Origin of the sequence: Corynebacterium sp. MC3 (assembly GCF_900099485.1) — a bacterium.
Lineage (GTDB): Bacteria > Actinomycetota > Actinomycetes > Mycobacteriales > Mycobacteriaceae > Corynebacterium > Corynebacterium pseudogenitalium.
In genome coordinates, this window is record NZ_LT622812.1 from 173103 (window position 1) to 197755 (window position 24653).

Here is a 24653-nt window from a genome sequence, read left to right on the forward strand (position 1 = left end):
GGTTGTCCAAATCGACACCCCGCCTTGTGCGCCGGGGGGGGCGCAGGTCCATTCGTTTCCCCCCGTACTTACAAGGGTGTACTTTCTGCCGCTTCTACACACCTTCCCGCGCGGCGGAAGCTTGTCGCCGCCACCGGAAGCTCCCGAAGCCCCGGAAGCCCCGGCTGCCCCCGCGGCGCCGAAGATCACGTCGGAGGCTTTGCCGCCGATGCCGCCGGTTTTGCCGGTTTTGTCGGTCGCGGCCGGTGCCTGCGGGATGAGTGCTGCTAGTCCGCGGCCGAGGCCGCCTTTACGCTCTTGTGCCATGGTTATTCCTCGCCCTCGTCAAGTTGTTGGGCCACCTGCGGGCTGACTCCGATGGGCCCCGTGGTGGCGTGTGGTTGGTAGTCGCCGCGTGTTGCCAGTTCGCGGGCGGCGTCGTAGTAGGCCAGCGCTCCGCTGGAGAGTGGGTCGTAGTCGATGACGGTTTGGCCGTAGCCTGGCGCCTCGGAAACCTTCACGGAGCGCGGGATGACGTTGCGCAGCACCACTTCGCCGAACTGGTTGCGCACTTCGCCGGCGACGTCGGCCGCAAGCCGCGTGCGGGCGTCGTACATGGTGAGCACGATCGCGGAGATGTGCAGGTTGTGGTTGAGGTGCTCGCGGATCATGCTGATGTTGCCGAGCAGCTGGCCGACGCCCTCAAGCGCGTAGTACTCGCACTGGATGGGGATCATGACTTCGTCGACGGCGGTCATGGCGTTGATGGTGAGCAACCCGAGTGATGGTGGGCAGTCGATGAAGACGTAGTCGAAGTTGTGTTCTTCGAGGAAGCCGCGCCGGATGGCGTCGTGCAGCCGGTATTCGCGGCGCACCATGGACACCAGCTCGATTTCGGCGCCGGCGAGGTCGATGGTGGCGGGGATGCAGTAGAGGTTCTCGTTGTTGGCGTGCGCCTGCAGTGCTTCCTCGGGCGTTGCTTCGCCGATGAGGACTTCGTAGCTGGAGGTGGTGCCGGAGGTGTGCTCGGCGCCGAGCGCGGTGGAGGCGTTGCCCTGCGGGTCCAGGTCGATGACGAGGACGCGCATGCCTTGGCGGCTGAGTGCCGACGCCATGTTCACCGATGTCGTCGTCTTGCCGACGCCGCCCTTCTGGTTCGCAACGGTGAACACGCGGGCGTGCGCGGGGCGTTGCAGCGTGGCGTTGTCCATGCTGGTGGTGTTCCTTTCCGCTATTTCCGCACGATTCGGATGAGGGTGGTCGGCTGGTCGAGGACGTCGGCGCCAACCTGGAAAATGTTCGGCGTGATCCCCCCGGCTTTCTTAATCGCCCGCGCGTCGCGTTCTAGTTCTTCTGCAACACTAGCGCCTTTCAGCGCCAACATCGAGCCCCCGCGGCGTACCAGTGGAAGACTCCAGCCGGCCAGCTTGCCCAGGGGTGCGACGGCGCGGGAGGTGACCACGTCGAACTGCCCGCCGGGCTGCTCCTCGGCGCGGCCGCGGACGACGGTGACGTTGTCCAGTCCCAACTCGTTTTTGACCTCGGCGAGGTACGTGGAGCGCTTCAGCAGCGGCTCGATGAGGGTAAAGGAGACGTCAGGGCGGGCGATGGCCAGTGGGATGCCGGGCAGCCCTGCGCCGGAGCCGATGTCGGCGACGGTGGTGGCGTCGTCAAGTGCTTCGGAGACCACCGCACAGTTGAGGATGTGCCGTTCCCACAGGCGGCTGACTTCTTTGGGGCCGATGAAGCCGCGCTCGGCGGCGGTTGTGGCGAGCGATTCGTGGTAGGCCTCGGCGAGCGGCAGGCGGTCGCCGAAGATGGTGGCGGCGGCTGTGGGTAGTGCTGACACGGCTGTGTACTCCTTTGAATTTTTAGTCTGGCATCGACTCTAGTAAAAGTAACGCCCCCAGCAAACACTTGCTGGGGGCTGGGGGCTGACTAGGGGGCCAAGCTACTTGCCTTGCTGCTTGCGCTGCTTCTTGCTGCGCTTGTCCACCTTGCGGGCACCGACAACGGGAGCGGAGGCGCGCTTGGCTTCCGCCTTGGCGCGCTCCTCGGCCTCTTCCTCGGCGTCCATCTTGGCAAAGACGATGCGGGTCTGGAAGAAGGTCCACACGTTGTTGGCCAGCATGTAGAACAGCAGGCCGATGTGCCACAGGAAGCCGGACGCGATGATCATGACCGGGAAGACCCAGAGCATCATCTTGTTCATCATCTGCATCTGCTGTTCCATCATGGCGGCGTTGTCACCGGATGGGGAGTTGACCTTGCCGGCGGCGCGACGTGCGGCCTGACGGTTCATGGACATCCGGGCGTTGAGGTGGGTGAACGTCGCGGAGATGAGCACGAGCGGCAGGCACACCATGATGATGTTGGCGCGGGTGAAGTCCAGGCCGGTGAACGCCGCGAAGGCGTCTTCTGGCATGGACATGTACGCGGAGAGCGGCACGCCGAAGAAGTCGGCGTCCAGGAAGGAGCGGACGTCTTCTGGGGAGAACGCGTAGTTGGCCAGGTTGCGGTTTTCTTCAACGCTGAGGCCCAGCTGGTTGGGGCCGGTGCCGGTGCGGTTGAAGGAGCGCAGCACGTGGAACAGGCCGATGAACACGGGCATCTGCGCCAGCGGGACGATGCACGAGGCGAGCGGGTTGGTACCCATCTCCTTGTACAGCTTCTGCGTCTCTTCCGCCATTTTCTGCTGGTCGTTCTTGTATTTTTGGCGGATTTCCTGCATCTTCGGCTGCATTTCCTGCATCTTGCGCATGGACCGCATTTGGTTGACCATGGGCTTGACCAGCAGGGTTCGCAGGGTGAAGGTGAGGAAGACGATGGACAGGATCCATGACAACGCCGAGTCTGGCGAGAGGATGAAGCCGAATACTTTGTGCCAGAACCACAGCACCCAAGAAATCGGCCAGTAGATGAAATTCAGCACTTTGGGGTGTTTCTCCTCGTTGGTTACTTGGTGGTCGTTCCTGTGGACGCGTCCGTACCGCTGCCGGGTACTGGGTCGAACCCGCCGGGGTGCCAGGGCCCACATTTGCAGACGCGGGCAACGCTGAGCAGGGTGCCTTTGATGGCACCGTGTCGCGCGACCGCTTCGAGTGCGTAGGCGCTGCACACTGGCATGAAACGACACGTCGCACCCATCTTAAGGGGTGAGAGGTACTTTTGGTAGCAGCGTACGGCCTTCACGAGTGCCCGCGCGGCCGCGGTTGGTGGTGCGGGGATGCGTTGGCCTAGGAAGTTGTAGTACGCCATTTGTCCAGGGCTTTGCGCAGCGCGGCGTCGTAGTCGTGTGCGAGTTGCGCGCTCGTGGCGGTGGCTGAGGCGGGCAGGGCCCTCACCACGACGTCGTGGTGCAGCTCCAGCTTATCGACGCCCCCTCGCAGCACATGCCGCAGTTTCCGAGACACCGCGTGCCTGGTCACCGCGTTACCGACCTGCTTGGACACGATCAGTCCGAAGCGCGGCCCGCCGTGCAGCGCGATGGTGTCCTCGGCCCGGGAGCGGACGTGGACGATTAAAGTGCGAGACCCCGCGCGCACTCCTTTCCTCATGGTCTGCCGGAAGTCGGCAGAGGAGGAGAGTTTGTGCGGGCGGGGTAACACGATGTCGCTGCGCTTCGGGCGTTTATGCCGTCAGGCTTGCGCGGCCCTTCTTGCGGCGCGCGGAAACGATTGCGCGGCCGGCGCGGGTGCGCATGCGGGCACGGAAGCCGTGCTTGCGTGAACGACGGCGGTTGTTTGGCTGGAAAGTCCGCTTAGACACGGTGGACTCCTTATAAGAGGTCACGACGGCCAGCGGGAACCCGCCGCGGTGTGCGACGCATTCCCTCCCGGGGTAGTAGCCGTCCCGGAATTGCAATGTTCAGGTTGAGATTGCCCGGCCGCGGCGCGTTGTGCGCGTTGACCTGCATGCATCACCTTCGCTGACTCGCCCTGGGTGGGCGGCCCGGTGCACTGCGTAGATGGTGCTCTCAAGCACACCGTGGGCATGTTGCTTCGCGCCCGTAGTGTGACAGACTACGCCAGACTACGCGAAAAACCGCTGGTTGTTCAAATCGACACACCGCCTTTTGCGCCGGGTGGGGCGCAGGTCCATTCGTTTACCCCCGTAATTACAAAGGTGTACTTTCGCGCAGGTGGTTGCATATTTTCGAACACCGGGGGCCGCGCTATCACCGGCCTGACGCGCGATTACTTCCCAACACGCGTACGCAATGTTCGAGATTTCCTGTGAATCACATCCGCGAAACGAGTTATCCACAGGGTTGTGGCGTGCGGGCTGTTAGACATTGCAAGCTCACACCGGGTAACAATGATAAAGCACCACAATTACACACGTTCTTTCTCCACATCGCTGTGGATAACTGTGAACAACAGGTTGAGACTTTGCGGCGTAATTTGTAATTACAGCAGGTCACAGCCGGTAAAAGTTCCGTGAAAAGTTATCCACAGGGGAGGGGAGAGACTGTGGACAACTTACTCACCGAAGTTATCCACAGGTGTGGACAAGTCTGTGGAAGATACTGGTGAGACGCAGGTTTTGGAATTACAAAATCTGTGAAACAGCGGTGGAATGTACGTGAAATTCCACAGCTGTGACGAACGTCACTAAATGACATGTCGGATTAGGAGGAGAGCGGGACGTTGGCAGAGCAAGACATCGAAACGCTATGGCGCACCATCGTCGCTGACCTGCTGGCGCTGTCCACGCAGCCCAGCTCACAAGTCCCGACGCTCACCCCGCAAGAACGCGCGTACCTTCAGCTCGTCCGCCCCGTCATGCTTGTCGACGGCTACGCCATCCTCTCCGCACCCCACGCCGCCGCGAAAACGGTGGTGGAGCAGTCCCTGGCACCGCACATCACAGCGCTGCTGGCCTCCCACCTGGGTAAACACTGCACGCTGGCCGTCTCGATCCAGGCGCCAGAAGCCCCGGCAGCGCCTTCAGCGCCACCAGCCCCCGAGGCCGTCGACCCGGCCCACATGACCCCCGGCGAGCAAATCCCAATGGGCCTCGACGAACTCGCCGAGATGCACGCCCGCCAACAGCAACAACACCAGGCGCCGGCGCACCCGACCGTCCCTAAGCGAATCCCCCGCGAAAAGCCTGCCCACGACCCCGAGCGCGAGACCAGCCTCAACCCGAAGTACACCTTTGAGAACTTCGTCATCGGCTCCTCGAACCGCTTCGCCAACGGCGCCGCCGTCGCCGTCGCCGAGAACCCGGCCCGCGCCTACAACCCCCTGTTCATCTGGGGTGGCTCGGGCCTCGGCAAGACGCACCTGCTGCACGCCGCCGGCAACTACGCGCAGGTCCTGCAGCCGAACCTCCGCATCAAGTACGTCTCCTCCGAGGAGTTCACGAACGACTACATCAACTCCGTACGCGACGACCGCCAAGAAAGCTTCAAGCGCCGCTACCGCAACCTCGACATCCTGATGGTCGACGACATCCAGTTCCTCGAGGGCAAGGAAGGTACCCAGGAGGAGTTCTTCCACACCTTCAACGCGCTGCACCAGGCGAATAAGCAGATCATCCTGTCGTCTGACCGCCCGCCGAAGCAGCTCACCACCCTCGAGGACCGCCTCCGCACCCGCTTCGAAGGCGGCCTGATCACCGACGTCCAGCCACCAGACCTGGAGACCCGCATCGCCATCCTTATGAAGAAGGCGGCCGCCGACGGCACGCAGGTCGACCACCAGGTGCTCGAGCTCATCGCCTCGCAGTTCGAGTCGTCGATCCGCGAGCTCGAAGGCGCCCTCATCAGGGTCTCGGCCTACTCTTCCCTTATCGACGAGCCCATCACCCTCGACGTCGCCCAAGTCGCCCTTCGCGACATCCTTCCCGACGAAGGCGACATCAACATCAACGCCTCCACCATCAAGGAGTACGCCGCCGAATACTTCAACGTCACGATGGACCAGCTCATCGGCGCAGGTAAAACCCGCCAAGTGGCGCACGCCCGCCAGATCGCGATGTACCTGTGCCGCGAACTGACCGAACTCTCCCTCCCCAAGATCGGCGACGAGTTCGGCGGCAAGGACCACACCACCGTGATGTACGCGGACCGCAAGATCCGCAAGGAGATGACGGAGAACCGCGGCACCTACGACGAAATCCAGGAACTGACCCAAATCATCAAGGCCCGCGCCCGCACCCTGCGTTAGTTGTTGCCTCCGTGCGCGGCCTCCCGCACCAAATTCCCTCACGCACCCCCAGCGACCTGGGGAAACACAAGCCCGACTCCCCAAATCCCGGAATTTGGTGCCCCTACCTGGTCTCTCAGTGCCAAAAGACGCACCCACTTTTGCCTAGCCCTTTTTCTGCCAGGCACTTTGAACACCTAGTCCATATCAGATTGCGACATTTGGCACTCCCACCTCCCGCACCCTAAAAATCCATCCACAGACTTATCCACACCTGTGTAATTACACCGCTGTAATTCACATTCAGGGGCAAAACACCTAAGTGACCCGCACCACAAAGAGACCCACATCACACACCACAGGCCTTGTGGATAACGTGTGAATCCCCAGTGGACAACCCTTCCTGAGTTGTGCACAGATCAAATGACAGAGAATCTATCCACAAGCGCTCAGAGTTATCCACATTTCTTCCACAGGCAATTGCACACCCTGTTTTCGCGTTCCGACCACGGCGAATTCGTGTAATTCCACAGATTGCACAGGACTTATTGTTGTTCCCAAGGTTTTTACTTGTAATTCCTAGAGTAGAAAGGGGAGCTGTGCAGAACGGCGCACAAACGACCGACGCCCCAAAAAGCCATGAGCCAGGCGTGTGAAAACTCGAATGACAAAAAGCGTGTCCCCGCCTAAAGTGAGTACGTAATTACAAGAATCTCTACGTACTGCAAGGAGCCCGTGTCACTATGGCGGACATCCAAGACAACTTGAATTCCAACGTTTCCTTCCGCGTGCACAAGGAGGACCTGTCGGACGCGGTGGCGTGGGTTGCTCGGATGTTGCCTACGAAGAACACGCAGCCGATTCTTCGCGCGGTGTTGATTACGGCGTCGGATGAGGGTTTGGAGTTCGCGGGCTTCGATTATGAGGTGTCGTCGCGGGTGCGGATTGCGGCTGAGGTGGATACGCCTGGTCGCGTGGCGGTGGCGGGCAAGTTGTTGTCTGACATTGTTGCGAATATGCCGAATCAGCCGGTTGAGGTTTCTACGAGTGACACAAAGTTGCTTCTCGACGGCGGCTCCGCCCACTTCGAGCTGCCTTTGATGCCGTTGGACGATTATCCGCAGTTGCCGCAGTTGCCTGAGGTGACGGGCACGATCGGTTCGGAGGACCTGAGTGGTGCGGTGATGCAGGTGGCTGCCGCGGCGGGTAAGGATGACACGTTGCCGATGCTGACCGGTATCCACATTGAGGTGGAGGGTTCGACGTTGCACTTGACGGCGACGGACCGTTTCCGGTTGGCGTTGCGTTCGTTGGAGTGGTCGCCTGCTGGTGAGGGGGTGCGGGCGAAGCTGTTGGTGCCGGCGAAGACGTTGTTGGATAACGCTCGGACGCTGGATACACAGTTGGAGGAGCCGGTGCAGATTGCCGTTGGTGGCGTCGATAATGTGGGCGCGGACGGTTTGTTTGGTTTGCATGCGGGTAATCGTGAGACGACGACGCGTATGTTGGATGCGGATTTCCCGAATGTGCAGCCGTTGTTGCCGAAGGCGCATACGTCGATGGCGTCGGTGGAGGTGGCTCCGTTGCTGGAGGCGATTCGTCGTGTGTCGTTGGTGGCGGATCGGAATGCGCAGTTGAGGTTGCATTTTTCGGAGGGTCAGGTGACGTTGTTTGCGTCGGGGGCTGATTCTGGTGAGGCGTCGGAGTCGATTCCTGCTCAGTTTGTGGGGGAGGATGAGCTGCTGATTGCGTTTAATGCTGGTTATTTGCGTGATGGTTTGTCGGTGATTGGGACGGATCGTGCGGTGTTTGGGTTTACGGAGTCGTCGCGTCCGGCGATTATGATTCCGGAGCCGGAGTCGTTGCCGGAGAAGGGTGATGATGGGTTGTTCCCGACGCCGGAGACGAATTTCACGTATTTGTTGATGCCGGTTCGCCTGCCGGGCTAGTTTGCCGCGATGTACGTTTCGGAGCTTGACCTGCGTGATTTCCGTTCGTGGCGGGAGTTGCATGTGGATTTGGAGCCGGGCGTCACGGTGTTTTCGGGCCGCAATGGGCACGGGAAGACGAACATTGTGGAGGCGGTGCGGTATACGTCGATGCTCGGGAGTCACCGGGTGGCCACGGACGCTCCGCTGATCCATTCGGGGGCGAGTGATGCGCGTGTGTCGGCGACGACGGTGAATGAGGGGCGCGCGCTGACTACTCATGTGTTGATTAAGGCGAGTGGGGCGAATCAGGCGCAGATTAATAGGACGCGGTTGAAGTCGGCGCGTGAGTTGCTGGGTGTGTTGCGGACGGTGATGTTTTCGCCGGAGGATTTGCGGTTGGTGAATGGGGAGCCGGGGGATCGTCGCCGGTTTTTGGATGCGTTGGCGGCGGTGCGTACGCCGCGTCATGGTGGGGTGAAGGCGGATTATGACAAGGTGTTGCGCCAGCGTAACGCGTTGTTGCGTTCGCAGAATATGGCGCTGCGCCGCGGTTATGGGGATGCGGCGGGAGCGGGTGCGTTGAGCACGTTGGATGCGTGGGATGCGCAGTTGGCGCGCTATGGGGCGCAGGTGTTGGCGGGCAGGCTTTTGCTTGTCGACGCCCTCTCCGAGCCCATCACGGAGTCGTATGCGTCGGTGGCGCCGGAGTCGCGTGCGGCGTCGGTGGAGTATACGTCGACGTTGGATAGGGCGGTGTTGGAGTTGACGGGGGAGGCGTCGCGGGATCCGCAGGTGTTGGAGGCGGCGATGTTGTCGGAGTTGGGGAGGCGTCGAAAAGAGGAGATTGAGCGTGGCTCAACGCTGGTTGGTCCGCATAGGGATGACCTGGTGTTGATGTTGGGTCAGCAGCCGGCGAAGGGGTATGCGTCGCATGGGGAGACGTGGTCGTTTGCGCTGAGTATGCACTTGGCGGAGTACCGGTTGTTGGCTGGCGAGGGCACGGATCCGGTGCTGATTTTGGATGATGTGTTTGCGGAGTTGGACGCGAAGCGCCGTGAGCGGTTTGTGCACGTGGCGGAGTCGGCGGAGCAGGTGTTGATTACGGCGGCGGTCGGGGATGACTTGCCGGGGAACTTGGATGGGGCGGTGACGGCGCGGTATCACGTGCGGATGGAGGAGGGGGTGTCGCACATTGAGCGAGCGTGACTTGGTGGGCACTACCTTTGACCAGTTGCGGCGCACGGCGAAGCGGCGCGGCGGGAGGTTGCCGGATTTGTCGAAGCAGGGAACGAGCGTGGTGCCGCGCCGCAGCCAGGGCAAGGGCCGTCCGGTGAAGGATATTACGGTGCCGGGGCTGCACTTTGAGCAGGAGGAGCGCAGGCCGTGGCTGGAGCGGGGCCGCCCGACGGGCAAGGATGGCCGGGCGTTGCCGCGGAGTTACAAGGTGAAGTCGTTTTCGTCGCTGCTGGGTAAGGAGATCCGGAAGCGCGATTGGACGGAGAACATGGCGTACGGCTGGGTGATGGGCAACTGGGAGGGCCTGGTCGGCGCCACGATCGCGGAGCATACGAAGGTGGAGATGATTAAGGATGGCGAGGTCTTCATCACCTGCACGACGACGGCGTGGGCGACGCAGCTGAAGTACATGCAGTCGACGGTGCTGCGCGCGATCGCGGAGAAGGTGGGTCCGGATGTGATCCGGAAGCTGCACATTTATGGGCCGCGGGTGAAGAGTTGGCGCTATGGTCCGCTGCACGTGAAGGGGCGGGGTCCGAGGGACACGTACGGGTAGTCGTGGGGTTTGGTGTCCTGTTTTACGTGTAAGATGGGACGGGTTAATGACATTTTTCAGGAGGAGCGTCTTTTCCAGTGGCTGATCAACAACCTCATTATGACGCGTCGTCGATTACTATCCTCGAGGGCCTTGAGGCCGTCCGGAAGCGCCCAGGTATGTACATTGGGTCGACCGGCGAGCGTGGCCTGCACCACTTGGTGTGGGAGGTCGTGGATAACTCGGTCGATGAGGCGATGGCGGGCTATGCCGATCGCGTCGATGTGACTCTGCTCGCGGATGGCGGCGTAGAGGTCGTCGATAATGGTCGTGGTATTCCGGTGGAGATGCACCCGTCTGGTGCGCCGACGGTGCAGGTCGTGATGACGCAGCTGCACGCGGGCGGTAAGTTCGACTCGGAGTCGTACGCGGTGTCGGGTGGCCTGCACGGTGTGGGTATTTCCGTGGTGAACGCGCTGTCCACGCGTGTTGAGGCGGACATTAAGCGCGATGGCAAGCACTGGTACCAGCGGTTTGTGAACGCGCAGCCGGAGCCTCTGGAGGAGGGCGGCAATGCCCGCGGCACGGGTACGGCGATTCGTTTCTGGCCGGACCCGGAGATTTTTGAGACCACGGAGTTCAAGTGGGACACGATCGCGCGTCGTCTGCAGGAGATGGCGTTCCTGAACAAGGGCCTGACCATCACGTTGAAGGATGAGCGCGTCTCCGAGGAGGAGCTTGAGCTCGAGGCGATCGCGGAGGAGGGTGAGACGGCCGCTGCGGTTGGCTCGGACTCGTTTGACGACGCCACCGAGGGTGACACATCTGCAACCCCGAAGAAGCGCGAGAAGAAGGTCACGTACCACTACCCGGACGGCCTGATTGATTACGTCAACTACCTGAATAAGTCGAAGACGGCGATCCACCCGACGATCGTGGGCTTTGACCAGAAGGGTGACGGCCTTGAGGCTGAGGTGGCGATGCAGTGGAACAGCTCCTTCAAGGAGTCTGTACACACGTTCGCGAACACCATTAATACGCATGAGGGCGGTACGCACGAGGAGGGTTTCCGCGCGGCGTTGACCACGCTGATGAACCGCTACGCGCGTGAACATAAGCTGCTGAAGGACAAGGAGCCGAACCTCACTGGTGATGACTGCCGTGAGGGACTCGCGGCCGTGGTGTCTGTCCGCGTGGCGGACCCGCAGTTTGAGGGCCAGACGAAGACGAAGCTCGGCAATACCGAGGTGAAGGGCTTCGTGCAGCGCGCCGTGAACGAGAATCTGTCGGATTGGTTTGATGCCAACCCGGCGGAGGCGAAGGCCATTATTTCGAAGGCTGTGTCGTCGTCGCAGGCGCGTCAGGCGGCGCGCAAGGCGCGTGACTTGGTGCGTCGTAAGTCGGCGACGGACTTGGGTGGCCTGCCGGGTAAGTTGGCGGACTGCCGTTCGAAGGACCCGAAGCTGTCCGAGCTGTTCATTGTTGAGGGCGACTCAGCAGGTGGTTCGGCGAAGCAGGGCCGCGACTCGATGTACCAGGCGATTCTCCCGCTGCGCGGCAAGATCCTGAACGTGGAGAAGGCCCGCATGGACCGCGTGTTGAAGAACGCGGAGGTCCAGGCGATCATCACCGCGCTGGGTACGGGTATTCACGAAGAGTTCGACATTTCGAAGCTGCGCTACCACAAGATTGTGCTGATGGCGGATGCTGACGTCGACGGCCAGCACATCGCGACGCTGCTGCTTACCCTGCTGTTCCGCTTCATGCCGGAGCTCATCGAGGAGGGCCACGTCTACTTGGCGAACCCGCCGCTGTACAAGCTGAAGTGGGCGAAGGGCGAGCCTGGCTACGCCTTCTCCGACGCGGAGCGTGACCAGTTGCTCGCGGAGGGCCTGGAGGCCGGCCGTAAGATCAACACGGATGACGGCATCCAGCGTTACAAGGGTCTGGGTGAGATGAACCCGAGCGAGCTGTGGGAGACCACGCTTGACCGGGATCACCGTATTCTGCGTCGCGTTGATGTGGAGGATGCCCAGCGCGCTGATGAGCTGTTTAGCATCCTGATGGGTGATGATGTCGCGGCTCGCCGTTCCTTCATCACCCGCAAGGCGAAGGACGTCCGCTTCCTGGACGTCTAGCTTTCCATCTGCTTTTCGACGACCTCTCCGATCCGCGGCAGCGCAGGCCCCACAATTTTGGCGGCCTTGCTGCGGAAGGTGGCGTAGATCTTCTGTACGCCGGCTGGCATGGAGTCGCGGAGGTTGTCGCCGAGTGAGACGAGTTCTGTGACCACGTCGTCTTCGTGTTGTGCGAGGTATTCGCCAAAGGCGGCGTGGTCGCTGTTTTTGTAGTCTTCCCAGCGGGGGTTGAGCTGCTCGAGCAGCTGGGGGAGTACGGTGTTGATGCCTTTGTGCAGGATCCGGGCGTCGACTTTCTTTACGCCCGCGATTGCGGAGCGCAGCGCCATGCCGGTGAGTCCGCTTTGGTCTGCGACGGTCTGGTCGACCACTCCGGCGAGCGCGTCGACGATTCCTGGGCGGCGCCCATTGTGCAGCAGTGCGTTGAGTCCTTGTGGTGTTTCCATGCCGTTGATTGTATGACAAATGCGACCTGCCCCCCGGCAGGTCGCATTGTTACGTTGAGCGTTGCGGCTCTTCCGCCACAGCAGTCACACAGGACACTGTAACCACAACAGGAACAAACTTATCATGAGTCACAGCGGTTACATATTTGGGGTGGGGTTTAGACCTTGGGCAGCATCTTCTGCAGCTCGTTGAGGTCGATCTTGGAGAAATCGAAAATGCGGTTACCCTGCGAGGATCCCATCACGCCCGAGAGTCCTGCCTGGCGCGCGAGGTCGTCGACGGCTGCGCGCAGTGGGGGGACGGCGTCGACAATGACTTGGCCAACCAGCAGCGTGAGCAGCGCAGCGATGGTCAGCGAGACCGGCGCCGAGCCCGTGTATGCGCTGCCGAGCGGTGGCTGCTTTGGTGGGGTGACGGTCGGCGTGATCACCGGCGTCGGTTTGGAGGATCCGGAGGACCCCGATGGAGCGGTGGTGGCTTGCGGCGCGACGATCAGCGACGCCGCAAGCCCGCCAGCGAGGACGAGAGCACTCATTTTCTTCATAGTGCTTAGAATATCGTCCCCGCGCGAACGGTGTTAGCGAAGCAGCGCGTTGATGTCGACGTACTGCAGCACATAGTTCGCCGCGCCGGCCAGCAGACCGAGCAGCGCGAGCACGCCAACCACGATGCCGATGGTCGCACCCGTGCTCGAGCCCTCCTCGTTCGAGGAGGAGCTGCTGGAGCCTGAGCTCGAGCCCGTGTCACCACCCTTATCGACGTCCACTCCGCCCTCAACCGTGGCCTTCAGCTTGTAGTCCTTCGTCGACCAGTCGGGGAACGTCGCGGTGACGGTGTAGTCGATGGAAGCGCCAGGCTTCGCGTCCGCCGGAGGAGTGATGGTGACCTCACCTGTGCTCGGGTCAGTGGCGAACTTCCAACCGTCGTACGTACCGTTCGGGCCCGTGAACTTGGTGCCTGCGGGAACGTCGCCGCTCGGGCGCTGCACGATCGTGCCGCCAGCGTTCACCTTCTGGTTTTCAAAGTCGACGTCGGTCTTGTCCGCCTGGGACTCCTTCGGCTTTGCTGGCGTCGTGGTGCTCGTCGGCTGCTCGCTGGTCGGTTGCTCGCTGGTGGACGGCGCCGTGGTGGTGCGCTCTACGTAGACGGTGACTTCGTGAATCTGCCTTGACTTGTCTGGGAAGACCACGGTGACAGGGAAGCTCACAGTGGTACCAACCGTCGCGTCCGCTGGTGCAGTAATTCGAATCTCACCAGTCTGACTGTTCGTGGTGGCGGACCATCCTTGCTGCGACCCGCTCGGCCCGTTGAACTTCGTGCCCGCCGGGAATTCGCCCTTCGGCTTCAGCGTCACCGAGTCACCCGCGTGCACCGGCGTGCGCGCGTATTCGATCCTGGTCGTTTTAGACAGTGGCGTCGAAGGCTTCGTCGAGGTAGTTGGAGTCGTCGGAGTCGCCTCGCTTGTCGACGCCTCTTCGGTTGTCCGCGGGGCGGACTCCTTCGTGGTCGTCGTTGCCTTGGTTGTTGGCGTTGCCTTGGTAGTCGACGTGGCCGGGGTGGTCGTCTCCGGGGTGGTGGACTTCTCGGTTGTCCGCGGCGCGGACGTGGTCGGCTCTGTCGTCTTGTCGGAAGTCGTCGGCGTAGTCGTTGACGGGTCGGTTGTCCGCGGCGCGGACGTGGTCGGCTCTGTCGTCTTGTCGGAAGTCGTCGGCGTAGTCGTTGACGGGTCGGTTGTCCGCGGCGCGGACTCCTCCGAAGTCGGCGTGGACTCCTCAGACGTGGATGGCTCTGTCGTCTTGTCCGAAGTCGTCGGTTTCGTCGTCGTAGCCTCTTCGCTTGTCCGCGGCGTGGACAGTTCCGTGGTTTTTTCCGAAGTCGTCGGGTCGGTTGTCCGCGGCGCGGACTCCTCCGAAGTCGGCGTGGACTCCTTGGTGGAGGTCGTCGGAGTAGTCGTCTCCTTTGCCTTTACGGTGACGTGGAATTTCGTCTCCTGCTTGGAGCCGTCGCGGAAGAAGATCTCGAGGGGAACCGTGAAGTCGAAGTCACGGGCGTGGCTTGGTACTTCAACGGAGACAGCGCCGTCCTTGTCGGTATTGACTTTCACGCCGTTGACGCTCTGGTTCTTCGGGCCGTTGACGGTGGCACCGGTAGGTAGTGCTTCGGTTGGTTTGAACACGCGGTTCTCGCCGGCTTTGACGGTCACGTCCTTGTAGGTCACCTTGAACTTCTCGGCTTCGGGATTGGTTGGTGCCTCGAAGAGGACGACCGCGTTGGTGACGGTGCGGGAACCGTCGGGGAACTCGACGCGGACAGGCACGTTAATCTGGGTGCCTGCGCGGGTGCCCTCTGGGGCGTTGACGGTCACTACACCGGTCGAAGGCGCGATGCCGATCTCCCAACCCGTTGGTGGCGTCGCGTTCATGGCGAACTTGGTGCCCTCCGGCACATCCTTGAGCGCGGGGGTGATGGTGGCGGTTTCATCGGCTGGGGATTTCTCCACCGGGTAGTCGACGCTGGCCTTGCTGGACTGCCACACGGGGTCCTTGGTCACCTCGACCTTGGCCTGTACGAAGTCTTGGGATTCGTCGGAGTAGGTGACGATGACGGGCACATTCGCGACGGCACCGGCAGCGAGCGGCTGCTTTGGTTTCGCGGTGATGGTGCCGGTGGTGGCGTCGATAGACAGGTCCCACAGCTTGGACTCGCCCATGATCTTAAAGTTGGTGCCTTCGGGCAGCTCAGCGGTCTGCTTGAGGGTGGCCGTTTCGTTACCCGCGATCTGCGCTGTGGTGTACTCCGGTGTGTGCTTCGCGGCGAGGCGGTCGGATGGCGGGGTGGTGTTGCCGTGCTGGTCGGCGACGGTGACTTTGGCGTGCTTGACGTCGGAGGAGCCGTCGGGGAACTCTGCGCGAATTGGGATGGAGAGCCAGGAGCCGTAGCCGATGTCCCCTGGTTTGACGGTGACGGCGCCGGTGGCCTCGTCGACGCTTACGTCCCACTTCTCAATCTTGTCACTGTTGAGGTAGAACTTGGTGCCCTGCGTGAACGTGCCCGTGGGGGTAACGGTGACGCTCTGCTTCGGCTGGACCAGCGAGTCCTTGTACTCGATGGTGGAGGTGTTGGCGTTGTTGTTGCCACCAGGAACGACGGTCACTTCGGCGTCGTAGGTGGCCGTGGTTTTGTCAGCGAAGAGAACTAAGACGCGGTAGCGCAGTCCCTGGCCGGGGCGCAGTTTCGGTGCGGCCTCGATCGTCACAGCGCCGGTTTTCTCGTCGGTGGTCAGCTTCCAGCCGTCGATGCTGGTCGGGCCGACTGCCTTGGCGCCCTCTGGGAGTGGGGTGCTGGGTGCAACGGTGGTGGTGCCGCCGGCGGTGATTTCGGCGTCGCGCCACTCGCGCGAATCCTGGGCGTTCGACGCCGAATCTGACGCTGCGGTCGTCTCAGTAGTCTCTTCCGCGCGCAACTGAGGTGCGGCCAGGCCGGCGCCGATCAGTGCTGCGGTGGTCGCCAGTACTGCGGTGTACTTTGAAGCGTTCATTGTTCCTCCACCAAGTGTTCTCTAATGGTCCGTGTAAATAGTTGCCAGTGTAGGAGAAAGTGCGTAATTACGCTTCCTCGACCCACCGCAAATAGGTGGTGCCGGCGACGTCGGCGAAGGCGTCGTTGGCTCCGGTCAGGGGACGCAGGGCCCGGATCGTGTCGGCGAGGCCGCGAGCGGCGGCGTGTGCGGTGTCGTAGACGGGTACGCCGTGGAGGTGGGCGCCGGGGACGGCGGCGCAGGCGCAGAGTGCGCCGAAGGAACGTATTCGCACCTTATATATATGCGCGCATTCGTCGGCGATGGCCAGCAGCTGCTCGCTGCTTAGGCTACGCATCGCGGGCCTGCCGGATGCGGCGTTCGGTGTGGGCGTATTCCTGCAGGGTGGTGCGGGCGAGGTTGGTAATGGTGGCGTCGTCAAGAAGGCGGGAGGCGGCGGTGACGATGGCGCGGCGGGCGGCCTCTTGCTTGGAGCAGCCCCATGCGGAGGCGAGCATGATGAGGGCTGTGTTTTCGTCTGTGCTGAGTCGTAGCGTCATAGCCATGCCGCGATGGTATCAGATTGATACCACGGCGTAGGGGTGTTTCGGCGCACGAGGCGCTAGAATCGGTAGGAACCAATGTTTGACGAAAGGTGAGCAATGAGTGATGACACTCTAGGTGGCGGCGGCTCCGACGCCATCCAGCCCATTGACATCAACGAGGAGATGCAGACGAGCTACATCGATTACGCGATGAGCGTGATCGTCGGCCGTGCGCTCCCGGATGTCCGCGATGGCATGAAGCCGGTACACCGCCGCATCATTTACGCGATGTACGACCACGGCTACCGCCCCGAGCGTTCGTACGTGAAGAGTGCCAAGCCTGTCGCTGACACGATGGGTAACTTCCACCCGCACGGCGACAGCGCCATTTACGACACGCTGGTGCGCATGGCTCAGCCTTGGGCGATGCGCTACCCGCTGGTGGACGGCCAGGGTAACTTCGGTTCCCCGGGTAACGACGGCCCAGCGGCCATGCGTTACACCGAGTGCAAGATGACGCCGCTGGCGATGGAGATGGTCCGCGACATCCGCGAGGACGCCGTGGAGTTCTCCCCGAACTACGACGGCAAGACCCGCGAGCCGGACGTGCTGCCGTCGCGTGTGCCGAACCTGCTGATGAACGGCTCGAACGGTATTGCCGTGGGTATGGCCACCAACATTCCGCCGCACAACTTGAACGAGTTGGCGGAGGCCATCTACTGGATGCTCGACAACTATGACGCGGATGAGCAGGCGGCGCTCGACGCGGTAATGGAGCGAGTGAAGGGCCCGGACTTTCCGACGGCCGGCCTCATCGTCGGCGATCAGGGCATCAAGGACGCCTACACCACAGGCCGCGGTTCCATCCGCATGCGCGGTGTGACCGAGATCGAGGAGATCGGCAACCGCCAGGTCATCACGATTACGGAGCTGCCGTACCAGGTCAACCCGGATAACTTCATCCACAACATTGCGGAGCAGGTTACCGCGGGCAAGATGGTGGGCATCTCCAAGATTGAGGACGAGTCCTCCGACCGCGTGGGCATGCGCATCGTGGTCACGCTGAAGCGCGACGCGGTTCCTCGAGTGGTACTCAATAACCTGTACAAGCACTCGCAGCTGGAGACGAATTTCTCCGCGAACATGCTCTCCATCGTCGACGGCGTGCCGCGCACGTTGCGCCTCGACCAGATGCTGCGCTACTACGTCAAGCACCAGATCGACGTCATCGTTCGCCGCACCAAGTTCCGCTTGGATGAGGCCGAGAAGCGCGCCCACATCCTGCGCGGCCTGGTCAAGGCGCTCGATGCGTTGGACGAGGTCATCGCCCTGATCCGTCGCTCGCCGACCGTTGACGACGCCCGCCAGGGCCTGATCAAGCTTCTCGACGTCGACGAGATCCAGGCCAACGAAATCCTGGCAATGCAGCTGCGCCGCCTGGCAGCGCTGGAGCGCCAGAAGATCGTCGACGACCTGGCCGAGATCGAGCGCAAGATCGCCGACTACAAGGACATCTTGGCCCGCCCGGAGCGCCAACGGGAGATCGTTGGCAACGAGCTGCGTGAGATTGTCGAAAAGTATGGCGACGAGCGCCGCACCCAGATCGTGGCCGCAACCGGCGATGTGACTGAGGAAGACCTCATCGCGCGCGAGAACGTCGTGGTTACCATCACCTCCACCGGATACGCGAAGCGCACGAAGGTGGATGCGTACAAGTCGCAGAAGCGCGGCGGCAAGGGTGTCCGCGGGGCGGAACTGAAGCAGGACGACGTGGTAAAGCACTTCTTCATCTGCTCCACCCACGACTGGATCCTGTTCTTCACCAACTTCGGCCGCGTGTACCGCCTCAAGGCTTACGAGCTGCCGGAGGCAGGCCGCACCGCTCGCGGCCAGCACGTGGCGAACCTGCTGGAGTTCCAGCCGGAGGAGCGCATCGCGCAGGTCATCCAGATCCAGTCCTACGAGGACGCCCCGTACCTGGTGTTGGCCACCCGCGACGGCCGCGTGAAGAAGTCCCGCCTGACCGACTACGAGTCGGCGCGTTCCGCGGGCCTCATCGCGATCAACCTCAACGAGGGCGACGCCCTGATCGGCGCCGCACTTGCTGGCGAGGAAGACGACCTGCTGCTCGTCTCTGAGCAGGGCCAGGCAATCCGCTTCACCGCTGACGACGACCAGCTGCGCCCAATGGGCCGCGCGACCGCCGGAGTGAAGGGCATGCGCTTCCGCGGCGACGACAAGCTGCTCGCGATGACCGTGGTCCAGGACGGCGAGTTCCTGCTCGTCGCCACCGCTGGCGGCTACGGCAAGCGCACCGCGATCGAGGAGTACAACACCCAGGGCCGTGGCGGCATGGGCGTGATGACCTTCAAGTACACCCCGAAGCGCGGCAAGCTGATCGGCGCCCTGGCGGTCGATGAGGAAGATCAGATCTTCGCCATCACCTCCGCCGGCGGCGTGATCCGCACCGAGGTCAACCAGATCCGTCCGTCCTCCCGCGCCACGATGGGCGTCCGCCTCGTCGACCTCGCGGATGACGTTGAGCTGCTGGCCATCGACAAGAACGTCGAGGAGCAGGGCGAAGAGGAGGCAACCGCGGTTGCCAAGGGCGAGAAGACGATTGAGGAAGCCAAGGAGCAGACCTCCTCGTCCATCTCCGCCTCGCCGAAGGATGGGGAGTAAATCATGGCCGCCCGCAAGATAGTGGTGCGGCGCGTGGGTGTCGCCTCCGTGTTTAAGGTGGCGACAATCCTCGCCCTCGTCGGCTTCGTCGCCTGGATGCTGGGCGCGGCCATCGTCTACTACGGCCTCGCGCAGACGGGGGTCATTGACTCCTTGAACTCGCTGGTCAGTGGCGTCGGCGGCGACCAAGTTATCGACGCCACCCTGGTCATGTCCGCGGCCGGCCTCTTCGGGCTCATCGGCGTGGTGTTCATCGCGGTGATGGCCCCGCTGACGGCGTTGCTCTACAACGCCATCGCGGACCTGGTCGGCGGCGTCACCCTGGTGATGTCCAACAGGGCGCGATAGCCGTGAGATACCTACCGCTATAACCACTATAAAAACACCGCTTGTACTGGCGATTTGTCAAAGGTTATAGTGGTAGGTAATCTTACTTCTCGTTCCCAGGGCCTATAGCTCAGTCGGTTAGAGCGCATCGCTGATAACGATGAGGTCGCAAGTTCGATTCTTGCTAGGCCCACAGGAACAAAAGGGGCATTAGCTCAGTTGGTAGAGCACCTGCTTTGCAAGCAGGATGTCAGGAGTTCGATTCTCCTATGCTCCACAGGTTCACCCTGGTCTCCGGTTCGGAGGCCAGGGTTTTTTCGCGTGGTGCTTCATGCGTTGACATGTGTCCCCCCTGTTTGGTGGCAGTGGTGTTTTGAGTGTGATAGATCACGTTTTTGTTGCATACTTTGACAGGTTTTGTGAAGCTGCTGGTCAGGGGGTTTTTGGGGGTTGTGGTGTGTGGTTTTGTGGGTTGTGGTGGTGTTTTTGTGGTGGTGGGGGTGTAGTGGACTACTTTCAGGGAGATTTTTGTGATTGAATAAATGTCTGTCAGTTTGTGGATCCGTGTTCAGATGGTCTTCAGGCTGCTTCGAATATCTCCTACGATTTTTAAGGATTGAGCCGTTGCAAAACGCACATCTTAAGAAGCGAATCATGGCCGGCCTGATTTCAGGCGCAATGATTGCAGGTGGCGCTGTCGTCGTCGCCCCGGACGCAAGCGCAGACGATCGCATTACGGGTACGTACTCCGCACTGCCGAGCGATAAGTACGATGAGGCGCTGCGCTTTAACACTGAGCAGATCAAGATGCTCACGAATCAGAATGATTACCAGGCCATGCTGAAGACCTGGATGCAGGTCACCCCACTCGGCCCAGGCTGGTGCATCGACCTTGAGAAGCCGCAGCCAAACCTGCAGACCCAGGGCTACGAGCTGCGCAAGCTGGACGGCATGTCCGGCCTGTACGGCTTCAACGGCTTTAACGGCGACCTTGGTATTAACGCAGACATCGAGACGGCAGCGATCTCGCTGACGAAGTCGATGCTGAAATCCTGGTACGAGCGCAACTTTGAGGACGTCAAGAAGAAGAACGTCGCGCTGCAGGCCCTGCTGTCGAACAACAAGAGCGTTCTGGATGGCCAGCGTTCCTACATCATGAACGGCCAGACCCAGAACGGTGTTCGCGTGACCAACCAGGAGTTCACCCAGTGGACCGGTTTCCGCATCAGCGCTGTCTTTGGCGGCACCCAGGAGTTCCAGCCGAACTTCGCACTGATCAAGGATGAGGCTGCGTTCAGCCGCGTCTCCAGCACCGTCCGTGCTGGCGAGTACGTCACCATCCTGCTGCCGAAGGATTACAACATCTACCAGGATGGCCGCGAGGCAACCTTCCAGCGCCTGATCCCACCGACCCAGCCGGGCCTGGACGGCTTCTACCCACGCCCAGGTGGCGGCAACGGCGGCGGCACTGTGACCACCACCGTGACGGTGCCTGGTGAAGCTGGTGTTACCTCCACCGTGACCGAGACAGGTCGTCCGACCATCACGAGCACTGTGTACAAGCATGGTGGTGTTGAGCAGGAGACGGTAACTGTTCGTCCGACGGTGACGAAGACCAACCAGCTTCAGGAAGTTCACTACAAGACGGTCGAGGTCGCTCCGGAAACGGAGACCGTGACGCATGAGGTTGAGAAGCCTGCTGTTACCGTCACCGAGTTCGAGCAGGGCGGACCAACGTCCACCGCCACTGAGACCGTCACGGAAGATCCGCGCGTCATTGTCGTGGAGAAGCGCGATCCAGTAACTGTCACTGAGACTGCCAAAGTGAAGCCGACGATCACTGAGACCGACAAGGTCCAGCCCAAGGTCACCGTTACTGAGCCTGTCTACGTCACCGAGACGAAGAATGTCGCGCCGAAGACCGAGACGAAGACGGTCACCGCCGCGCCGAAGACGGAGACGAAGGTGGTTGACACAACCGTCACCCGCGTTTCCGAGAAGCACGAAACGACCACGATTGAGCGTCGTTACTCCCAGTTCAACTACTTCTACGACTTCTCCAACACGAGCGAGTCGAAAGTTATTGAGCCGAAGAACCTGGGTAACTGGACCATCGAGTTTGTCGACGACTCCAACGGCCTGGTCGAGGTCACCAAGGAAAACAACCGCCTCGTTATCACCCCGAAGAAGCAGGGTGAGGGCGACGTCCGCATCATCATCAAGGATGGTGACGGCAACCGCCACGAGTACCGCATCCACGTGGTGAACAAGGATTCCGAGAAGACCACCGAGAAGACTGTTCGCGTGGACAACCACTTCTTCAACGTCGGGGTTACTGGCCTTGACCAGTCCATCACGATCCCAGAGGGCTGGAAGTACGAGGTCACCGAGGGCAAGGACCTGATCACCACCACCCAGGATGGCAACACCCTGAACGTGAACGTCAATGTCGGCGTCATCACTGGCAAGGTGAAGGTCAAGGTCTACGAGGTTGACAAGGACGGCAAGCCAACCGGTAACGAGCAGAACTACGAGTTCAACATCGATACCAAGCCGAACAAGTACAACCAGTCCCGCGTGATCGGTAACATCTCCTCGTACAAGATCGAGGTAGACAACATCGTCGGCGAGCCTGAGATCCTCAAGGGCAAGGACATTGTTCAGTCCCTGGAGAAGAAGGGCGACCAGTGGGTGCTGACCGCGAAGCCCGGCCAGACTGGCACTGTGATTGTCCGCGCGAAGAACGATAAGGGCGAAACCTTCACGTTCACCCTCGAGGTTCGCGACGGCCGCAACGTTCTCGTTGATTCCGAGACGGAAATCATTGCCGTCGGCGGATCTGTGAAGGTCAAGGGTCAGGACGGCGACAAGATCGAGATCGTCCGCGGTAAGGATCTCGTCGACCCAGCTCAGCTTGAGGGCACCGGAGAGTGGACCCTGAAGCCAAGCGCAGACGGCCTGATCGTTGCGCATGTCAAGGATGCCGAGGGCAACCTGGTCGCGGTCTACACGATCATCGTGACGCCACAAGAGGCGAAGCCTGCGACACAGGAAGTCGACTACACGATTTCGAACCGCAACACGGCGATCCTGACCAAGGGTCTGAGCTCTAACGAGTTCGTATTCCCAGAAGGTGAAGATAACTTCAGCTGGGTTCAGGATCAGGACAATCCTGACAAGTACTACCTGATGCCGAACCCTGACTTCGACGGCGACATCAAGGTCGTAGAGAAGTCCAAGGGCGGCCATCCGCTGATCGAGTACACGATCCACGTCAAGCCTGCTAAGGTTCACGAGTTCGATGCCGTCACGGTTCCAGACAACTCGGAGCAGCCTGCGCCTGTGCTGTCCCAGCCTGACACGCAGAAGCTCGTCGTGGTGTCTGGTAAGGACCTGATCGACGGCGACGTCAACGAAGCTGGCGGCGGCAAGATCAAGATCAAGGAAGGCGTTTCCGGAAAGATCGTCCTCGAGGTCCAGAACTCCCGCGGCCTGCCGGTTTCCCGCTACACCTACAATGTTGAGCTGACGAAGCCGAACAAGTCCGAATTCAAGATCACCTCGGATGACAAGTTCACCACCGATCTCAACCCTGGCGACAAGCTCACCGTCGTCGAAGGTGAGGGCCTCGTTGAGCTGACTCAGAACGGTGACGAGTGGACTGTCACGCCGAAGGACGGCGCTGAGGGCAAGGTCGTCCTCGACGTCACCGACAAGGACGGCAAGGTCTACAAGCAGTTCATCTTGGATATCACCAAGGGAACCGGTGGCGCCTCCGACTCCTCCAACAACTCCGTTGTTGAGCACAAGATCACGGAGCAGGGCACCTTCGACGTCACCATTGTCAACAACAACAAGTACGAGGTTGTTGAGGGCCAGGAATACGTCACCGTCGTCAACGACACTGACAAGCGCTTCGAGCTTCGCATCAACGAGAACACCGAAGGCAAGAAGGTTGTTGTCGTTGAGAAGAACAACGGCAAGGTTGTGAAGACGCACAACATCACCATCACCAAGAGCGGTGGCGTGCTGAAGTTCGTCGAGGAGCGTCGTGTCTACCAGCCGAAGCTGACCGACAAGATCACCACGGGCGAAGGCAACACCTTCCGTGTCCTTCGCGGTAAGGACCTCATCGAGGAGATCCCGACCCACCCAGGCAGCTTCAACGTGAAGCCTCTGCCACAGAAGTCTGGTCGCGTCCTCATCGAGGAGGTTGACGGTGCTGGCAACCCGGTTCGTATTATTGAGATCGACGTCCCGGCTACGTCCGAGGGCAACATCATCGGCAAGCCAGGCAACCACGATGTCAGCCCGAACCCAGATGGTTCCTGGAAGATTGTCGTCCCTGGCGGCGGCGCAACCGACATTGAGATTTGCTCTGGTTCGAACTGCAAGCCGGTGGATCCGGACATGGTTGTTCCGAACCCGGACGGGTCCATCACGATCAAGCCTGGTAAGGGCGGCATCGAGAAGGGCACGACCCACATCACGTTCATCCCTCAGGTGAACGGTCAGCCGCAGAAGCGAGTTCGAATCAATGTCGAGCTCACGAGTAAGGATGTGGCTACTTCTTCCGACGGCAAGTGCATCGCATCCCTCGTGGGCATCGCTTCGCCGCTGCTGCTCCTGATCCCGCTGGGTATCCTGTCCCAGGTTCGCGTTCCGGGCCTTGAAGGCGTCCAGGGCAAGCTGAACGCCGCTGTCCGCGAGGCAAACGACCGCATCCAGCGTGGCCTGGGCATCTACGACCGCGACCGCGCAGAGCGCGCTGCGGGCCTCCAGGCCTCATTCAACGTAGCCAACCCAGAGATGGTCGGCCTCGCAGCCGGTGCTCTCGGAACGATTACTGTGGGTCTGCTCATCGCGGACGCTGTGCTCCGCTCCTGTGGCCAGGGCGACAAGACCTCGTCCTACCAGATTGGTAAGGCAACGGGTAACGACACCCTCATTTACGGTTCTTCGAAGAAGAACGACGTAATCAGGACCGCAACCCCGGTCCCTACTACTGAGGCAAATGCTCCGGCGAAGCCTGAGAAGTAATTTCGCCTAGCAAAAGGCCCCTTCCACTTTCGGAAGGGGCCTTTTGGCGTTCATCGAGGTGAGCACGATGACACGTGTCCCCCCTGTTTGGTGGCAGTGGTGTTTTGAGTGTGATAGATCACGT

The 24653-nt window shown here is 61.2% G+C and carries 19 protein-coding genes, 2 tRNA genes and 1 pseudogene; 10 read left to right on the top strand and 12 right to left on the bottom strand.

All coding sequences use genetic code 11. The annotated features are described in order from the left end of the window. The 7 genes and pseudogenes from BQ4436_RS12425 to rpmH all read right to left on the bottom strand — a co-directional run. Nucleotides 1–306, bottom strand: a pseudogene (locus BQ4436_RS12425) (hypothetical protein); the annotation flags it as partial. Between the two features lie 2 nt (nt 307–308). Beyond that, on the bottom strand, nt 309–1190 hold the full coding sequence (locus tag BQ4436_RS02795) for a ParA family protein (RefSeq protein WP_070975454.1): 882 nt from the start codon (nt 1188–1190) through the stop codon (nt 309–311). Between the two features lie 20 nt (nt 1191–1210). After that, on the bottom strand, nt 1211–1828 hold the full coding sequence (gene rsmG / locus BQ4436_RS02800; protein ID WP_070975455.1) for a 16S rRNA (guanine(527)-N(7))-methyltransferase RsmG: 618 nt from the start codon (nt 1826–1828) through the stop codon (nt 1211–1213). 102 nt (nt 1829–1930) lie between these two features. Continuing rightward, entirely contained in the window at nt 1931–2911 is a 981-nt protein-coding gene (gene yidC, locus BQ4436_RS02805) for a membrane protein insertase YidC (RefSeq protein ID WP_070363380.1), read from the bottom strand. A gap of 23 nt (nt 2912–2934) precedes the next feature. After that, nucleotides 2935–3237 (bottom strand): membrane protein insertion efficiency factor YidD, encoded by a 303-nt coding sequence (gene yidD, locus BQ4436_RS11530; RefSeq protein WP_071573183.1) that lies wholly within the window; start codon nt 3235–3237, stop codon nt 2935–2937. After that, nucleotides 3216–3587: a ribonuclease P protein component gene (gene rnpA / locus BQ4436_RS02810; RefSeq protein WP_070975456.1), complete on the bottom strand. Its 372-nt coding sequence runs from the start codon at nt 3585–3587 to the stop codon at nt 3216–3218. The genes yidD and rnpA overlap by 22 nt, the downstream gene beginning before the upstream one ends. Before the next feature lie 22 nt (nt 3588–3609). Beyond that, a complete protein-coding gene (gene rpmH / locus BQ4436_RS02815) occupies nt 3610–3747 on the bottom strand; it encodes a 50S ribosomal protein L34 (protein ID WP_070478313.1) in 138 nt (45 codons plus the stop codon). An 881-nt stretch (nt 3748–4628) separates the two neighbouring features. Between rpmH and dnaA the strand changes: the two genes are divergently transcribed. The 5 genes from dnaA to gyrB all read left to right on the top strand — a co-directional run bounded on the left by dnaA (nt 4629) and on the right by gyrB (nt 11971). Beyond that, nucleotides 4629–6152 (top strand): chromosomal replication initiator protein DnaA, encoded by a 1524-nt coding sequence (dnaA, locus tag BQ4436_RS02820; protein ID WP_070975457.1) that lies wholly within the window; start codon nt 4629–4631, stop codon nt 6150–6152. Between the two features lie 722 nt (nt 6153–6874). Further along, nucleotides 6875–8080: a DNA polymerase III subunit beta gene (gene dnaN, locus BQ4436_RS02825; protein WP_176754797.1), complete on the top strand. Its 1206-nt coding sequence runs from the start codon at nt 6875–6877 to the stop codon at nt 8078–8080. Nucleotides 8081–8089: 9 nt separating this feature from the next. Next, nucleotides 8090–9268: a DNA replication/repair protein RecF gene (gene recF, locus BQ4436_RS02830; protein ID WP_070975458.1), complete on the top strand. Its 1179-nt coding sequence runs from the start codon at nt 8090–8092 to the stop codon at nt 9266–9268. After that, a complete protein-coding gene (locus BQ4436_RS02835; protein ID WP_070363376.1) occupies nt 9255–9854 on the top strand; it encodes a DciA family protein in 600 nt (199 codons plus the stop codon). Before recF ends, BQ4436_RS02835 begins: the two co-directional genes overlap by 14 nt. Before the next feature lie 77 nt (nt 9855–9931). Continuing rightward, nucleotides 9932–11971, top strand: coding sequence for a DNA topoisomerase (ATP-hydrolyzing) subunit B (gyrB, locus tag BQ4436_RS02840; RefSeq protein WP_070363375.1), 2040 nt, complete (start codon nt 9932–9934; stop codon nt 11969–11971). Here gyrB and BQ4436_RS02845 read toward each other — a convergent pair. The 5 genes from BQ4436_RS02845 to BQ4436_RS02865 form a co-directional block, all read right to left on the bottom strand. Continuing rightward, entirely contained in the window at nt 11968–12417 is a 450-nt protein-coding gene (locus tag BQ4436_RS02845) for a DUF6918 family protein (RefSeq protein WP_070363374.1), read from the bottom strand. The two genes, gyrB and BQ4436_RS02845, sit on opposite strands and share 4 nt — an antisense overlap. Nucleotides 12418–12575: 158 nt before the next feature. Further along, nucleotides 12576–12962 (bottom strand): hypothetical protein, encoded by a 387-nt coding sequence (locus BQ4436_RS02850; protein WP_070975459.1) that lies wholly within the window; start codon nt 12960–12962, stop codon nt 12576–12578. 33 nt (nt 12963–12995) lie between these two features. Further along, entirely contained in the window at nt 12996–15956 is a 2961-nt protein-coding gene (locus BQ4436_RS02855; RefSeq protein WP_070975460.1) for a Rib/alpha-like domain-containing protein, read from the bottom strand. 67 nt (nt 15957–16023) lie between these two features. Continuing rightward, a complete protein-coding gene (locus BQ4436_RS02860; protein ID WP_070975461.1) occupies nt 16024–16293 on the bottom strand; it encodes a TetR family transcriptional regulator in 270 nt (89 codons plus the stop codon). Beyond that, nucleotides 16286–16501 carry a CopG family transcriptional regulator gene (locus tag BQ4436_RS02865; protein WP_070975462.1) on the bottom strand — a complete coding sequence of 72 codons (216 nt, stop codon included), beginning with the start codon at nt 16499–16501 and terminating at the stop codon, nt 16286–16288. Before BQ4436_RS02865 ends, BQ4436_RS02860 begins: the two co-directional genes overlap by 8 nt. A 96-nt stretch (nt 16502–16597) precedes the next feature. On the opposite strand from BQ4436_RS02865, the gene gyrA reads away from it, so the two are divergent. The 5 genes from gyrA to BQ4436_RS02890 all read left to right on the top strand — a co-directional run bounded on the left by gyrA (nt 16598) and on the right by BQ4436_RS02890 (nt 24529). Then, nucleotides 16598–19162 (top strand): DNA gyrase subunit A, encoded by a 2565-nt coding sequence (gene gyrA / locus BQ4436_RS02870; RefSeq protein ID WP_070975463.1) that lies wholly within the window; start codon nt 16598–16600, stop codon nt 19160–19162. Nucleotides 19163–19165: 3 nt separating this feature from the next. After that, nucleotides 19166–19510 carry a DUF3566 domain-containing protein gene (locus BQ4436_RS02875; protein ID WP_070478297.1) on the top strand — a complete coding sequence of 115 codons (345 nt, stop codon included), beginning with the start codon at nt 19166–19168 and terminating at the stop codon, nt 19508–19510. Between the two features lie 98 nt (nt 19511–19608). Beyond that, a tRNA-Ile gene (locus tag BQ4436_RS02880) sits at nt 19609–19682 on the top strand. Nucleotides 19683–19693: 11 nt separating this feature from the next. Further along, nucleotides 19694–19766: transfer RNA gene (locus tag BQ4436_RS02885), tRNA-Ala, on the top strand. A gap of 377 nt (nt 19767–20143) precedes the next feature. Then, complete coding sequence (locus tag BQ4436_RS02890) at nt 20144–24529, top strand: hypothetical protein (protein WP_070975464.1); 4386 nt, start codon at nt 20144–20146, stop codon at nt 24527–24529. Nucleotides 24530–24653: the final 124 nt, after the last annotated feature.